13 protein-coding genes are annotated in these 14,460 nt (G+C 74.7%); 9 read left to right on the top strand and 4 right to left on the bottom strand.

Going from position 1 to position 14,460, the window contains the following annotated elements; genetic code table 11:
- Positions 1-64: 64 nt before the first annotated feature.
- The 3 genes from IE265_RS10815 to IE265_RS10805 form a co-directional block, all read right to left on the bottom strand.
- Positions 65-358: a hypothetical protein gene (locus tag IE265_RS10815; protein WP_190035422.1), complete on the bottom strand. Its 294-nt coding sequence runs from the start codon at positions 356-358 to the stop codon at positions 65-67.
- A 321-nt stretch (positions 359-679) separates the two neighbouring features.
- Complete coding sequence (locus tag IE265_RS10810) at positions 680-1,453, bottom strand: hypothetical protein (protein ID WP_190035235.1); 774 nt, start codon at positions 1,451-1,453, stop codon at positions 680-682.
- A 248-nt stretch (positions 1,454-1,701) separates the two neighbouring features.
- Positions 1,702-1,941, bottom strand: a complete 240-nt coding sequence (locus IE265_RS10805; RefSeq protein WP_190035234.1) for a chaplin — start codon at positions 1,939-1,941, stop codon at positions 1,702-1,704.
- A gap of 309 nt (positions 1,942-2,250) precedes the next feature.
- On the opposite strand from IE265_RS10805, the gene IE265_RS10800 reads away from it, so the two are divergent.
- The 9 genes from IE265_RS10800 (at position 2,251) to IE265_RS10760 (ending at position 13,037) form a co-directional block, all read left to right on the top strand.
- Positions 2,251-3,396: a DUF3344 domain-containing protein gene (locus IE265_RS10800; RefSeq protein ID WP_190035233.1), complete on the top strand. Its 1,146-nt coding sequence runs from the start codon at positions 2,251-2,253 to the stop codon at positions 3,394-3,396.
- A gap of 55 nt (positions 3,397-3,451) precedes the next feature.
- Positions 3,452-4,645 carry a glycosyltransferase family 4 protein gene (locus IE265_RS10795; RefSeq protein ID WP_190035232.1) on the top strand — a complete coding sequence of 398 codons (1,194 nt, stop codon included), beginning with the start codon at positions 3,452-3,454 and terminating at the stop codon, positions 4,643-4,645.
- Positions 4,642-6,081 (top strand): exopolysaccharide biosynthesis polyprenyl glycosylphosphotransferase, encoded by a 1,440-nt coding sequence (locus IE265_RS10790; RefSeq protein ID WP_190035231.1) that lies wholly within the window; start codon positions 4,642-4,644, stop codon positions 6,079-6,081. The genes IE265_RS10795 and IE265_RS10790 overlap by 4 nt, the downstream gene beginning before the upstream one ends.
- Before the next feature lie 98 nt (positions 6,082-6,179).
- Positions 6,180-7,445 carry an O-antigen ligase family protein gene (locus IE265_RS10785; protein ID WP_190035421.1) on the top strand — a complete coding sequence of 422 codons (1,266 nt, stop codon included), beginning with the start codon at positions 6,180-6,182 and terminating at the stop codon, positions 7,443-7,445.
- Complete coding sequence (locus IE265_RS10780; RefSeq protein ID WP_190035230.1) at positions 7,442-9,397, top strand: lipid II flippase MurJ; 1,956 nt, start codon at positions 7,442-7,444, stop codon at positions 9,395-9,397. Before IE265_RS10785 ends, IE265_RS10780 begins: the two co-directional genes overlap by 4 nt.
- Positions 9,381-10,157, top strand: a complete 777-nt coding sequence (locus IE265_RS10775) for a polysaccharide deacetylase family protein (RefSeq protein WP_229916124.1) — start codon at positions 9,381-9,383, stop codon at positions 10,155-10,157. The genes IE265_RS10780 and IE265_RS10775 overlap by 17 nt, the downstream gene beginning before the upstream one ends.
- Entirely contained in the window at positions 10,154-11,281 is a 1,128-nt protein-coding gene (locus tag IE265_RS10770; RefSeq protein WP_190035229.1) for a glycosyltransferase, read from the top strand. The genes IE265_RS10775 and IE265_RS10770 overlap by 4 nt, the downstream gene beginning before the upstream one ends.
- Positions 11,278-11,934, top strand: coding sequence for a YveK family protein (locus tag IE265_RS10765; protein ID WP_190035228.1), 657 nt, complete (start codon positions 11,278-11,280; stop codon positions 11,932-11,934). Before IE265_RS10770 ends, IE265_RS10765 begins: the two co-directional genes overlap by 4 nt.
- Positions 11,931-13,037, top strand: a complete 1,107-nt coding sequence (locus IE265_RS10760; RefSeq protein ID WP_190035227.1) for a GNAT family N-acetyltransferase — start codon at positions 11,931-11,933, stop codon at positions 13,035-13,037. Before IE265_RS10765 ends, IE265_RS10760 begins: the two co-directional genes overlap by 4 nt.
- Positions 13,038-13,059: 22 nt before the next feature.
- Here the strand turns inward: IE265_RS10760 and IE265_RS10755 are convergent, their stop codons facing one another.
- Positions 13,060-14,451 (bottom strand): glycoside hydrolase family 26 protein, encoded by a 1,392-nt coding sequence (locus tag IE265_RS10755; protein ID WP_190035226.1) that lies wholly within the window; start codon positions 14,449-14,451, stop codon positions 13,060-13,062.
- Positions 14,452-14,460: the final 9 nt, after the last annotated feature.

The raw sequence follows: 14,460 nt of genomic DNA, 5'->3' as shown, positions 1-14,460 counted from the left end.
CGGAGGACCGATTCCGAGCGATACGGATCCGGTCCTCGTGTCATGCGGCCGATTGCTCCCGGCGTCACTTCTGCAGGGGAAGTCCGCCCAGGAGTCCGGTGGGGCCGCCCGCCGAGTTCAGGGCCTCGGTGGCGCCGTCCACCGTGCTGAGCACGGAGTCCTTGTTCTCCGTGTCGAGCGCGTTCGACTGCGACTGCAGCGGCATCGGGTTCAGCGGCTGACTGCCGACCGAGCCGAGGGCCGACTCGAGGCCGCCGTTGAGGCTGGTGGGCGTGAGGTCGGCGGCAAAGGCGGGCGCCGCGGCACCCGCGATGACCAGGGACCCGGCAACGACGGCGGCGGCCTTCAGCGACTTCATCGTGTTCCTTTCGTCGGCGACCAGCGTCACCGGGAGGAGTCTGCGCCGATCAGGCCCTGTGCGCGCCTGGTCTCGCACTGCGCCCTGCCCAACGATCTCCGGACGGGGCGGAAACCCCGTACGCCGAGGTTTTCCCGGAACCCACCCGTTCGAAGGGGTGTCTCATCGTCAAATGGGATCCCTCATACGAGATCCCCGAAAGGATGCGCGAACGGACGTCGCGCCGACCCGGGAACGGGCCGGCGCGACGTCCGGGACGGTGACTGCTTCGCCTCAGTCACCGGCTTCCCGCACCGCCGTGGGCAGCGGGCGGGAGGTCCTTCACGACGGCAGGAGACCGTCCGTGGGCAGGGGCAGCGCGTCCGTCGGCAGCGGCAGCGCGTCCGTCGGCAGTGCCGGCAGGGCGGGCAGGCCCGGCAGGTTCGGCACGGGCAGGCCGCCGCCGAGCACGGTCGCCACGACGAAGTTCACCAGCCCGGTCACGACGGCGAGCGCGGCCGCGGCGACACCGGCGACGTCGCCGCTCGTCGCGGCCTTGACCAGGGCGTCCACCGAGGCCTGCAGTGCCGCGAGGGCGTCGCTCTTGACGTCGGCCGGGACCTGGCCGGCGGCCCGGTCGGCGACCGGCAGCGGTACCGGAAGCGCCGGCACGGCCGGCACGGCGGGCACTGCGGGCACTGCGGGCACGGCCGGTACCGCGGGCACGGCCGGTACCGCGGGCACGGCCGGTACCGCCGGGACGGCGGGCAGGTCCACCGGCGGGGTCACCGGAGCGGCGGCGCCCGCGGCGGCGATCGCCTGCTTGACCGCGTCGGCCAGCGTGGCGGCCTCGGCGGCCGGAAGCTGGCCGTCGTCGGCCTTGAGCACGGCGTTGAGCAGGTCGGTCACCGGCTTGAGCACCCCGGCGAGGTCGCCGAGGCCCTTCACCTGGGCCAGCAGAGCGTCCGCTCCGGGCACCGGCGCCTGGGCCGCTATGGAACGGGCGTCGCGCGTCGCGCCGTGGTCGGCGGCAGCGGCGGCGGGGCCGGCGATTCCGAGCAGGAGGGTGGCACAGAGCGCGGAGGTCGCGATACGCCGTGCGGGCAGAACACGCATGGGGTGGGTCCTTTCGGTGGTGCTTGGAAACCTGCTTCCACCGTGAAAGCGGTTGCCACCGCGTGCAACCGATCGACCACTCAGCGTCACCCAGCGCATCCCTCCGGACCCGCGTCGCCGCTGGTGGGGGACCTGCGCGGGCGCTCTGGGGCACTTGGCGCACCCCCTCCATTCGGGTCCCCCCGCACAACGCGAACCGGCCGTCCTCCCGAGCGGGAGGACGGCCGGTCAGGGGCTGCGCCGGAGCGTCAGTCGTTGACGCACTCGTTGCCGAACGCCGGGTTCAGCAGCGCGATGACGTTCACGGTGTTGCCGCAGAGGTTGACCGGCACGTGAATCGGGGCCTGGATCAGGTTGCCCGACAGGACGCCCGGGGAGTGGGCGGCCGCGCCGTGCGCGTCACTGTCGGCGGCGGCGATGCCGGCGGTACCGGCCATGGCGGCGGCGGCAACGGAGGTAAAGACCAGGCCCTTCGCGATACGCGACATGGGGAGGTGCTCCTTGGAATTGGCACGAACAACCGGGCGGGGATGCCCGACTCTGGAAACAACGCGCGGCGCGGGCGCGGGTTGTGCCCCCGAAAGAGTGATGTCCCGAAGTCGTCAACTTCACCATTCCGACACACTTGGCGGGTTTCGCCGATAAATACTCACAGCGGCTACAGTTGCGTTCCTCCTCAAGCCGCTCGAAACAGACACCAGGTCATGGCGGCATTCATGTGATGGACACGTCGTGTCCGTCCGCAGGGTTCGGAAACCTCTTCCCGCGAAATTCCCCCCGAAAGGGCAACGCCGGTCATGCGCAATTCCCTGGGTCTTCTGCTGCGTCGTGGAACGGTGGGTGTTTTCTCCCTGGCCTCGCTCTGGGCGCCCGGCGGCCCTGCGACGGCCGCCCCCGCCGCCCCCCGAGAAGCGGAGAGGGTCCCGTTCACGCAGCGGTACCACGCTCTCCAGCACGGCGGGATCGTCCGGGCCGCCAACTCCTCCATCACCTGCCGCGGCACAGCCCCGCAGCGCCCGCCGTCCTCGGCCCCGAACGCCGCGGCCCCGGCACCCGCCGCACCCTCCGCGGCCTGCACGTCCGCGCGCGCGGGCGGGGCGGTGGCCAACAACGACTTCGACATGTTCTACATCGACGTCGACAGCGACCCGAACACCTACAACTCCAGCCGTGCCGAGGTCCGCCTGCCCAGGGGGTCCCGCGTCTCGCACGCCCGTCTGTACTGGGGCGGCAACCTCCGGGTCGGCGAGCAGAAGCCGCCCGCGGACAACGGGCGGGTGCTGATCGCCGAACCGGGCGGCGAGTACAAGGCGGTGCTCGCGGACAGCGTCGTCGGGCACCGGGTGGCCCACGGCGCGGACGCCTACCAGGCCTCGGCCGACGTCACCCGGCTGGTGCGGGCGAGCGGCTCCGGCGCGTACACGGTGGCGCAGGTCAACGTGGCGATGGGGCGCTCGGCGGCCGGCGCCTGGGGCGGCTGGACGCTGATGGTGGCGTACGAGAAGAAGGCGGAGCCGCTGCGGCACCTCGCGATCTGGGACGGCTTCGACTCACTCGGCGCGGGACGGGACCGGACGGTCCGGCTGCGCGGCGTGAAATTCCCCGAAAAGGCTGAAGGCCGCGCCGGTCTCGTCGCCTACAACGGCGACCGCGGGCGGCGCGGCGACACCGTGACGGTCGCGCCGGGCCGCGGCCGGGCCGTCGCCCTCGCCAACGGCGCCAACCCCCGTGACGACGTGCTGAACTCGACCATCAGTGAGCCCGGCTCCCGCGCCGCGGGCCGCACGCCCGCGTATCCGAACACGCTCGGATACGACTCCGACGTCTTCGATCTCGGTCCGGTGCTGCGGCGGGGCGGCGACGGTCTGCGCTTCCGGCTGGAGTCCCGCCGGGACGCCGCGTGGGTCGGGGCGCTGTTCGTCGCCGTCGACGCGAAGCGCTGACGCCCCTTTCCACCGAGCTCCCTCCGAGCGCCACCCGTGAGCGAGGAAAGCGCCCATGCAACTGTCATCAACCGGCCCTCGGCCGCGGGTCCTGCACGTCAGCCAGCCCGTCGACGGCGGGGTGGCCCGCGTGGTCACGGACCTGGTGCGGGCCCAGCTGGCCGCCGGGGCGGAGGTCACCGTTGCCTGTCCGGCGGACGGCGGACTCGCGCCGGCCGCCGGGGCCCTGGGCTGCGACGTACGGCACTGGCGGGCCACCCGCTCGCCGGGGCCGCTGCTCGCCCGGGAGGTGCGGGACCTGCGCCGGGTCCTGCGGGAGGTGTCGCCCGACCTGGTGCACGCGCACAGCGCGAAGGCCGGGCTCGTGGCACGGCTCGCGGTGCGCGGGCGGCTGCCGACCGTGTTCCAGCCGCACGCCTGGTCGTTCGAGGCCGTCGGCGGCGCCACTCGGCTGCTGGCACTCAACTGGGAGCGCGCGGGGGCTCGTTGGGCCTCGCGGATGGTGTGCGTCAGTGAGGCGGAGCGGTGCACGGGCCGGCGTTCGGGGATCGGCGGGCGGTGGAGCGTCGTACCCAACGGCGTCGACACCGACCGCTTCTCCCCGGTGCCTGCCCACGTCGGGCGGTCCGGGATCGCGCTGCTCGACGGGACGGCGCCGACGGCGCCGCTCGTCGTCTGCGTGGGACGGCTGTGCCGGCAGAAGGGGCAGGACGTCCTCGTCGAGGCCTGGCACGAGGTGACCCGCCGGGTGCCCTCGGCGCGGCTGGTCCTGGTGGGCGACGGTCCGGACGCCCCGGCGCTGCGGGCCGCCGCTCCCTCGTCCGTGCTGTTCGCGGGGTCCGTCGCCGACGTCGTGCCCTGGTACCGGGCCGCCGACCTCGTGGTCCTGCCCTCCCGCTGGGAGGGCATGGCCCTCGCCCCGCTGGAGGCCATGGCCTGCGGGCGGCCCGTCGTGGTCACCGATGTGGACGGCGCGCGGGAGAGCCTGCCGCCCGGCCAGGGGCCGCGCTGCCTGGTGCCGCCGGAGCGGCCGGACGCGCTGGCGGGCGCCGTCGCCGACCTGCTCCTCGACCCGCCGCTGCGCGAGTCGCTCGGCCGCCAGGGGCGCCGGTACGTCACGACCACGCACGACGTACGGCACATGACGGGGGCCGTCCTCGACGTGTACCGCGAACTGCTCGGCACGGCGCCGGGCGGGCGGGCCACGGGCGTGGCACACACCGAGTACAGGGAGTCCATCCACTCGTGACTGCGGAAAGCACCGTTCCCTCCCCCGGTGGCCGGGCGCGGGTGACGGACCACGGATTCTCACCCGTCTCGGTCATCCCGCCGCGCGAGGCCGCCGGCGGCTTCAGATTCCCCAGCGGGCGGCGCCCGTTCGTCCGTCGCTTCTCACGGGTGCCGCTGCCTGCCGCGGACGGTTGCGCCGCGCTGCTCGGCGGCGCGCTGGCCCTGCCGTGGGCGCACCCCCTGCCGCTCGCCCTGCTCGTGCTGACCGTGCTCCTGTTGAACGGCCACGCCTCTCTGTACCGCGCCACCGCCGTACCCGCCGTGCTGGACGAACTGCCCGCCGTGTGCGGCCGGATCGTGGTGGGCTGGTGCGCGCTCGCCGCCCTGTTCGCGGCGTACTCCCCGGCCCACGCGCTGTCCGCCCGCACCCTGGTCCTCGGCTGCGCCGTGCAGTGCGCGGTGGGTTGCACGGGCCGCGCCCTCGTGCACGGACGCCGGCGCCGGGCGCTCCTGCGGCGGCCCCGCGCCGCCCTGGTGGCGGGCCGCGCCGGGCCCGCGCAGCGCGTGGCGGCCGCCTTCCTGCGCCATCCGCAGTGCGGCGTGCGGCCGGTGGGCATCGTCTCCGACGAGCCGACGGGCGGTGAGGGCCTGCCGGTCCTGTCCACCGGGGAGGAGGTCCAGCGGGCCCTCATCCAGAACGGTGTGCAGGACGTGCTCGTCGTGGGACCGGCCGTGCGGGCCGAACAGGGTCCGCTGCTGCGCGCCCTCGGCGAGTCGGGCTGCACGGTCTGGGAGGTCGACGCGGGCGCGCCCGCGCACGGGGCGGCCGACCGGCTCGCCGGGTTCGCCGTCCGCCGGATGCCCGGCGGACGGCGGTACGGGAGCGCCGGGAAGCGGCTGCTCGACGTCCTGGTCTCCGGGGCGCTGCTCCTGCTGGCGGGTCCGGTGCTGCTGGCGTGCGCGCTCGTGCTGCGGGTGACCGAGGGGCGCGGGGTGGTGTTCCGGCAGGAGCGGATCGGCAAGGACGGAATGCCGTTCACACTGCTGAAGTTCCGTACGCACCGGCCGGTGGACGCGCACGAGGCGGCGACCCGGTGGAGCGTGGCGAACGAGCAGGAGATGGGCTGGTTCTGCCGCTTCCTGCGGCGGACCTCGCTGGACGAGCTGCTCCAGCTGTGGAACGTGTTCAGGGGCGACATGAGCCTGGTCGGCCCGCGGCCCGAACGGCCTTACTTCGTGGGCCAGTTCAGCCAGACCTATCCGGGATACGCGACCCGCCACCGGATGCGGACCGGCATCACAGGTCTCGCCCAGATCCACGGGCTGCGGGGCGACACGTCCATCGAGGACCGGGCCCGGTTCGACAACGCGTACATCGACGACTGGTCGCTCTGGCGGGACGTCTGCATCCTGCTGCGCACCGCGGTCTCGCTCGTCCGTCCGACGGGGAGCTGAACGCCGTGACCCAACTGCTCGCCGCTCCGCCGCTCGCCGCCGTCGCCGCGGCGCCGCGGCGGTTCCTGCCCGTGCTGCCCGTGGTCGCGCTCGTCGCCATGCTCGCGCTGCCGGTCTCCGGGGAGGGCGGCGGCACGGCGGCCGACGCGGTGTCCGGGCTGGTCGTGCTCTGCTGCGCGGTGCGTCTCGTACGCCATCGCCTCCGCCCGCTGTCCCGTACCGCGGCCGTCGTGCTGGGCCTGCCCGTGGTCGGGCTCGCGGTGGCCGCGACGGGCGCCGCCTCGCCGGGGGTCGGGGTCGCCGGGCTCGTGCGCTACCTCCAGATCTTCGTGCTGGTGCCCGCCGCAGTGCTGCTGCTGGTCCGGGACCGGCGGGACGCCCGCCTGGTCGCCTGGTCGCTGGTCGGGATCGCGCTGTGGCAGGGGGCGATCGGGGTCCACCAGTACGCGACCGGGACCGGCGCCTCGTACATGGGCGAGGAGATCCGGGCCGTGGGCACCTTCGGGCCGACGGACGTCATGGGGATGGCGACCGTGGTGTCCTTCGGGCTCGTGAGCGCGCTGGGTCTGGCGCTCGGCCCGGGCGCCGGGACCGGCACCGGGGCCCGGCCGTCCGGCCCTGGACTGCCGGGAGCCTGGTCGCGGACGGCGGCGGTGGTGTGCGCGCTGGCCCTCCTCGTGCCGCTCGCGCTGTCGTTCAGCCGGGGCGCCTGGATCGCGACGGCCGTGACCTGCTCGGTGCAGCTGGCGCTCGCCGGACTGCGCCGCGCGGTGGGGGTCTTCGCCGCGGTGGCGGCCGGCGCGGTGATCCTCGTCGGCGGGCTGGGCGTGGGCACCGCGATGCTCCAGGAGCGGATCAGCAGCATCACCCAGGTCGCGGACGCGCCGGACCAGTCGGTGACCGACCGGTACACGATGTGGGCCGCCGCCGTCGAGATGTGGCGGGACCAGCCGCTGACCGGCGTGGGGCTGAAGGGCTTCCCCGACCACCGCGACGGGAACGCCTCGCTGGCGCTGTCGTCGGGCAGCGACACGGAGGGCGCGGGGTCCGGCTACCAGCGGCAGCCGCTGCTGTCGCCGCACAACATGTACCTGCTGATCCTCAGTGAGCAGGGCCTGCTGGGGCTGCTCGCCCTGGCCGGGAGCTGGCTGGCGCTGCTGGTCTGCGGCCTGCGGCGGCTCTCGCGCGTACGGCGGTCGCGGCGCGGCCTCGACTGCGCGCTGGTCGCGTGCGGTCTGCTGGTCTGGCAGCTCGTCGACTTCGCGTACGCCGACATCGGCGGCCCCTCCACCGTGCTGACCGCGCTGGTGTTCGGACTGGCCGCGTGGTGGGCGCTGGCCCCCGAAGGGGCCGGGGAGCGATGACGGTGACGCCTTCCCGGGCGGAGGGTGAGGACACCGCGTCCCGTGCCGGGACCCGGCACGGGACGGGGGCGTGGGCGAACGACGCGGCTCCCGCGACCGGGGCCGGGGGGCCCGCGGGCGACGCCGAACGGCCCGCGCCGGCGACCGCGACGACACGACGTGCTCCGGCGGGCGGGACCGGGCGGCACCGCAGGACGAAGCGGCGCGGCCGGGCCGCCGGGGGCGCGATCCCGGTGCCCGGCGCCCGGGTGGCCCCCACGGACGCCCCGGCCGGCGCCGCCGCCGACAACGCCGCCGGGGTCGCTCCGCCCAGCCGGGGCTTCCTCGCCCGCGCCACGATGATCACCGCCGTCCTGTCCATCGCGGGCGCGCTCCTGGGGCTCGGCAGGGACCAGGCGCTGGCGCACCTCTTCGGGGCCGGTACCGAGACCGACGCCTTCCTCGTCGCCTGGACCGTGCCGGAGGTCGCGGCGACGCTGCTGATCGAGGACGGGATGGCCTTCGTCCTCGTCCCGGCGTTCAGCCTGGCGGTGGCCCGGCGGGCGCGCGGTGCCGCCGGGGACCCCGTACGCGCGCTCGTCGCCGGCACGCTGCCGCGCCTCGTCCTGGCCTTCGTGGCGGCTGCGGCCCTGCTGATGGCCGGGGCGCCGTACCTGGTGGCGGTGCTGGCGCCGGGGCTGCCCGACCCGGAACTCGCCGTCGACTGCACCCGGCTGACCGCGACCTGCGTGCTGAGCTTCGGGCTCGCCGGGTACTGCAGCGCGGCCCTGCGGGCGCACCGCCGCTTCCTCGCGCCCGCGGCCATCTACGTGGCCTACAACACCGGGATCATCGCGGTGATGTTCGTCCTCGGCGGCCGCTGGGGCGTACGGTCGGCGGCCCTCGGTGTCGCCGTCGGCGGCTGCCTGATGGTGGCCGCGCAGGCGCCCTCGCTCGCCCGGCAGGTCTTCGGCCGCCGCCGGCCCGTGCCGGCCTGCGATCCCGTGCCCGCCGGCGCGCCCGCGGCCGAGGCGGCCCCGGAGCCGGATGCCTCGGCCGGGAGCCCGGCCGCCCGGTCCGCGTCCCCCCTCGACTCCCCGAACCTGGCCCTCATCACGCCGGTCCTGTTCTTCGCCCTCTGCCGCCAGTCGCAGGTGCTCATCGAGCGCTTCCTCGCCTCGAACCTGCCCTCGGGCGCCATCTCGCACCTGAACTACGCGCAGAAGGTCGCCCAGATCCCGATGACGCTCTCGCTGATGCTGTGCACCGTCACCTTCCCGGTGCTGGCGCAGGCCCTCGCCGAGGGCGACACCGAGCGGGCCCGGGCCCGGGTGGAACGGGACGTGGCGGTCGCCTCCTGCGTCCTGCTGCTGGGCGCCGCCGCGGTGTTCGCGTGCGCACCGCAGATCATCGAACTCCTCTTCCAGCGGGGCGCGTTCAACGCCGGGGACACCTCGGCGACGGCCGCCGTCATGCGCGTGTACTCCGTCGGGCTGCTGGGCCACACCCTGGTCGGCGCGCTCGTCCGCACGTACTTCTCGGCGGGCCGCCCCACCTGGTACCCGCTGGCCGCGATGACCGCGGGCATCGTCGCCACCACCTGGATCGGGGTGGGGACGGTGGAGGCCTGGGGCGTGTGCGGCATCGCCGCCGCCAACGCGGTCGGCATCACCGTCACGGCCGTCCTCCTGCTGACCGGCATGGGCGAGCGGCGCAGCGTGCGCATCCACACCCGCCGGGTCGTCCACGAGCTCAGCAAGCCGGTGCGCGCCGCGGTGTGCGCGGCGACGGCGGGGGCGCTGTGCGCGAGCCGTGTCGATTCCCCCGTCCTCGCCCTGGTCGCCGGCGGTCTGACGGTGACCCTCGTCTACGTCCTGCTGCTCCGGGTGCTCGGCGTCCAGGCCGTCGCCCCCGCCTTCCGCACCGTCCTCCGCTCCGTCACACGAAGGCTGCCGCATGCCCGTTCCCGCTGACACGACCGAACCCACCACCTCAGGCACCCGACCGGCCGCGCCCCTGTGGGTGGCGATGTACCACTCCGTGGGCGACTGCTCGGACGATCCCTACCGCGTCACGGTCTCCCCCGGGCGCCTGGACCGGCAGCTCGGCTGGCTGCGCAGGCGCGGTCTGCGCGGGGTGAGCATGGCCGACCTGCTCGCGGCCCGCGCCCGGGGCGGGGGCCGCGACCTGGTGGGGCTCACCTTCGACGACGGGTACGCCGACTTCGCCTCGGCCGCCCTCCCGGTGCTGAAGCGGTGGGACTGCGGGGCCACCGTCTTCGTGCTGCCCGGCAGGCTCGGCGGTACGAACGAATGGGACCCCCTCGGCCCGCGCAAGCCGCTCCTGACCGCCGACGGCATCCGTGCCCTCGCCGACACGGAGGGCCTGGAGATCGCCTCGCACGGCCTCACCCATGTCGACCTCACCACGGCGGACGACGCCGAGCTGGGTGCCGAGGTCGGCGGCAGCCGGGCCCTGCTCGGCGAACTGACGGGCCGTGACGTCCAGGGCTTCTGCTACCCGTACGGCACCGTCGACCGGCGGGCCGCCGACGCCGTGCGCTCGGCGGGCTACCGCTACGCGTGCGCCATCGACCCGGGCCCGCTCACCGGGCCCTTCGCCCTCCCCCGCGTCCACATCGGGGAGAACGACACCTCGTGGCGGCTGCTCCTGAAGTACCGCCTGAACAGGCTGCGGCGGCGGCCGGTGCCCGTCACAGGGGAGGCGCCGTGAGGGCACTGCACGTCATCACCGGTCTCGGCATCGGCGGAGCGGAGCAGCAGCTGCGGCTGCTGGTGCGCCATCTGCCGGTCGACTGCGACGTCGTGACGCTCACCAACCCGGGCGCGGTCGCCGACGGCCTGTCCGCGGACGGGGTCCGCGTCACCCACCTCGGCATGGCGGGCAACCGCGACCTCGGCGCGCTGCCCCGCCTGGCGGGCCTGATCCGGGCGGGCCGGTACGACCTCGTCCACACGCACCTCTACCGGGCCTGCGTATACGGCAGGGTCGCCGCGCGCCTGGCGGGCGTCCGGGCCGTCGTGGCCACCGAGCACTCGCTCGGCGACTCCCAGATGGAGGGCCGCCGGCTCACCGCGGGGGTGCGCAACCTCTACCTGGCCAGCGAGCGCCTCGGCCGCGCGACGGTCGCCGTGTCGCCCACGGTCGCGGACCGGCTGCGCCGCTGGGGCGTGCCGGGGCCGCGCATCGAGGTCGTCCCGAACGGCATCGACGTGGCCCGCTTCCGCTTCGACCCCGCCCTGCGCGAGAGCACCAGGCGGCGGCTCGGGCTGCCGGCCGGGGCGTACGTCGTGGGCGGCGTGGGGCGGCTGACGGCAGGCAAGCGTTTCGAGGTGCTGATCCGCGCCCTGGCCGAACTGCCCGAGGACGTCTGGCTGCTGCTGGTGGGCGGCGGCCCGCAGGAGAACGTCCTGCGGCGGGCGGCGCAGGACCGGGGCGTCGCCGACCGCGTGCTGTTCACGGGCGAGCGCCCCAACGGGCCCGCCGACCCGCCGGGCCTCGACCTGCCGTCCCTGATGGGAGCGATGGACGCGCTCGCCTCGCCCAGCGCGGAGGAGGCGTTCGGGCTGGCCGTCGTCGAGGCGCTGGCGGCCGGCCTGCCGGTGCTCTACGTCTCCTGCCCGGCCGTCGACGACCTGCCTCCCGCGGCGGCGCCGTACGCGCGGCGCGTCCAGGGCGGCGCGGACTCGTTCGTACGGGCCCTGCGGCAGGTGCGCGCGCAGGGCCCGCGGCCGCGGTCGGCACCGGACGCGGCCCACCACTACGGCATCGCCCGCAGCGCCGACCGGCTCATGGACATCTACACGGCCGCAACCCTGGGAGTGAGTTCCGCATGACCGAAAACCCCAACCGTACGACCGGCCGGCCGGGCACGGCGCTCTCCCGCGTCGGGGGCCTGCCGCCCTGGTCCCTGCTCGCGGCGGGCGCCGTCCTCGGCGGTGTGCTCGGCGGCGCGTACGGCGTACTGAAGACACCGCAGTACACGGCCACGAGCTACGTCATCGTCGTACCGACGGAGAAGTCGGACCCGGCGTCCGCCCTCGGCTTCGCACAGGCGTACGGGCGCGTCGCCACGCAGGTCGCGGTGCTCGGCGACGCGCAGGTGTGGGCGGGCGTGCCCGTGTCGACCCTGCGCAGGAGCGTGCAGACCGCCACCTCGCCGGACGCCCCGATGGTCGCCGTCACCGGCACCTCCTCGCGCGCCGACCTCGCCGCGGACATCGCCAACGCCGTGACGCGCTCGCTGACCCGGCACGCGAACGACAGCAAGGACAGCACGAACGTCGAGCTGGTCCCGTTCTCCCGCGCGGTCCGGCCGACCTCGCCGTCCTCGGCGTCCCCGACGGTGACCGGCCTGGTCGGCGCGAGTGCCGGCGGGCTGCTCGGCGGACTGCTGCTGCTGGTCAGACCGCGCCGGGCCGAGGACGCCGCACCCTCGGCCTCGGTGCCGGGACCGGCCACCGCCGCCGACGTGCACGGCCAGCTGTGAAGCGCCGGCTGTGCACGGACGAGGGCGAGTTCGGCGAACTGGCCGACGCCTGGGGGCGGCTGTACCAGCGGTGCGGCGCGGCGACCCCGTTCCAGAGCCACGCCTGGCTGCACTCCTGGTGGCTGTCGTACGGCACACCCGGTCGGCTCCGGCTGGTCCTCGTACGGGACGGCGACGACCTGGTGGCCGCCGCCCCGCTGATGCTCGTACGGCAGCCGTGGCCGGCGCTGGTGCCGCTCGGCGGGTCGATCTCCGACTTCGGGGACGTGCTGATCGAGGACGGCGAGCGGGGCGACCGTGCGGCCGCCGCGCTCGCGGAGGGGCTCGCCCAGGCCGCCCGCACCGCGCTGATCGACTTCCGCGAGGTGCGGCCGGGCGGCGCGGTCGAGCGGGTCTACGCGAGCTGGCGGGGGCCGCGCCGCAGGGTGCGGGACTCGCTGTGCCTGGAACTGCCCGCCGTGTCGATGGACGATCTGATCGGCCGGCTGTCGACCGCCAAGGCCCAGCAGCGGGTACGGGCGAAACTGCGCAAGCTCTCCGCGCTGGGTGTCGAACGCCGGGCCGTGCGCCCCGACGAGGTGGACGCGGCGCTGCGCCGGCTGCTGGAGCTGCACCGCCTCCAGTGGCAGGGGCGCAAGGTGACCAACGAGCACCTCCAGGAGCGGTTCGCCGAGCACCTGGTGCGGTCGGTGGGTCCGATGGTCCGCTCCGGGGACGCCGTGGTGACCGAGTTCCGGCTGGACGACACCGTGATGGCGGTCGATCTGACACTGCTGTCGCGGCAGTTGGCGGGCGGCTACCTGTACGGGGCGCATCCCCAGCTGCGGGAGCGCAAGGCCGACGTGGCGACGATGCTGCTGCACGCCTGCGCCCAGCACACCCAGGCGGGTGCGCGCGGAGTCCTCAGCCTGCTGCGGGGCAACGAGCCCTACAAGCACCACTGGCGCCCCCAGGAGGTCGTCAACCAGCGCTACCTGCTGGCCCGGCGCCGGACGGCCCCCCTGATGTCGGCCGCCGTCTGCGACGTGGCGGCGCGCAGCCGGGGCAAGGAACTGCTCGACCGGTTCCTGCGCTGGAGGGAGCGCGGTGGCGGCAGGCCGTGACCGGCCCGCCGCCACCCCGGGGTCAGTGCATGCGCGACCACCAGTCGAAGCGGAGGCACAGTTTCCCGCCGATCCAGTACTCGACCCACGCACCCAGCTCCAGCGGCGAGCAGTTCGGGGTGACCGCCGTGGGCACCGGGAGCGGGACGGTGGGACCGGGCTCCGGGACCGTCGGCGCGGGCACGGGGTCGGTCGGCGCGGGATCCACCGGGTCGGTGCCGGAGAGCGCCGACCGGTAGATCTCGGACGCCCGCGGGTTGTCGTCGCACTGCCACACGCCGTGCGGGCAGTAGTCCGTGAGCGTGTTGTAGAGCGGCTTGTGCTCGTCCATCCACGCGAGCATGCGCTTCATGTACGTCGCGTTGTCGCCGTTGCGGTAGAGCCCCCATTCGGGATACGAGATCGGCTTCCCGTGGGCCTTGGCGAAATCGACGTGCGCCTGGAGTCCGTAGGGCTCCGAGACCTCCTGGTCGAATGACTGTCCGTGCGGCTGGTCGTACGAGTCCATTCCGATGATGTCGACCGTGTCGTCGCCCGGATAGCACTGGGTCCACGGAATGGCGTCCCGGCCGCGGTTCGGAGCGAAGTCGAACTTGAATTTCTGTCCCGGCACCGACCGCATGGTGGTGACGATCCTGTTCCAGTACGTCTTCCAGGCCTCCGGGTCCGGCCCGCAGCGATGGGTGTACGTGATGCCGTTCATCTCCCAGCCGAGCACGATGACGGTCTCGGGCACCTCCAGCTCGACCAGCCGCTCCGCCAGCTTGCGGAAGTGCCCGTCGAACTGCCCGGCCGCCCCGCTCCGCAGCAGACCGCGGACCTCGGCGTCGGAGACGCCCTCCTCGTTGCGCTCCAGCATGGGCACGTTGAGGACGAACATCCGGTCCTTCTTCTCCCGCGTCCAGTCGGCCCAGACGTCGAGGAAGCCGGGCAGGCCCTCGATGTTGCTCCACAGGTCGCCGGGCAGGTACGTGTGCGCCACGCGCAGTTCGGCCCCGCCCAGCCAGCGGCTGAGTTCGGCCATCCGGGCCACGCCGCGGGGGCCGTAGTCGAGGTAGGCGCCGAACGCGGGTCGCGCCGCCGCCGCGGGCGCGGCGGGTGCGGCGGGTGCGGTGGTCTGCGCGGGCGGGGTGGTCCCCGCGGGCGCGGGAGTGACGGCCTGCGTGTCCGGCGGCCGGTTCACCGGATCCTGGGACGCCGTCGCCGCCGCGGCGGGCGCGGCAGGCGCGACGGCCCCGGCGGGCGCGCTCGGTGCGGTCGGTGCGGTCGGTGCGGGAGCCGGCGGATCGCCCGCTCTCGCGCCCGCCGCGTGGCCGGGCCCCGACACGAGAGCGGCGGACACGAAGAGTCCGGCGGTGAGTGCGGCGGTGACACAGGTCAGCCGTTTCGTTCTTTTGCGCTGCAGTGGGGCCATGTCCGCTCC

This window comes from Streptomyces fructofermentans (assembly GCF_014651055.1).
Taxonomy (GTDB): domain Bacteria; phylum Actinomycetota; class Actinomycetes; order Streptomycetales; family Streptomycetaceae; genus Streptomyces; species Streptomyces fructofermentans.
Note: the sequence above shows the minus strand (reverse complement) of the source record. Positions and strands in the feature narration are given on the sequence as shown.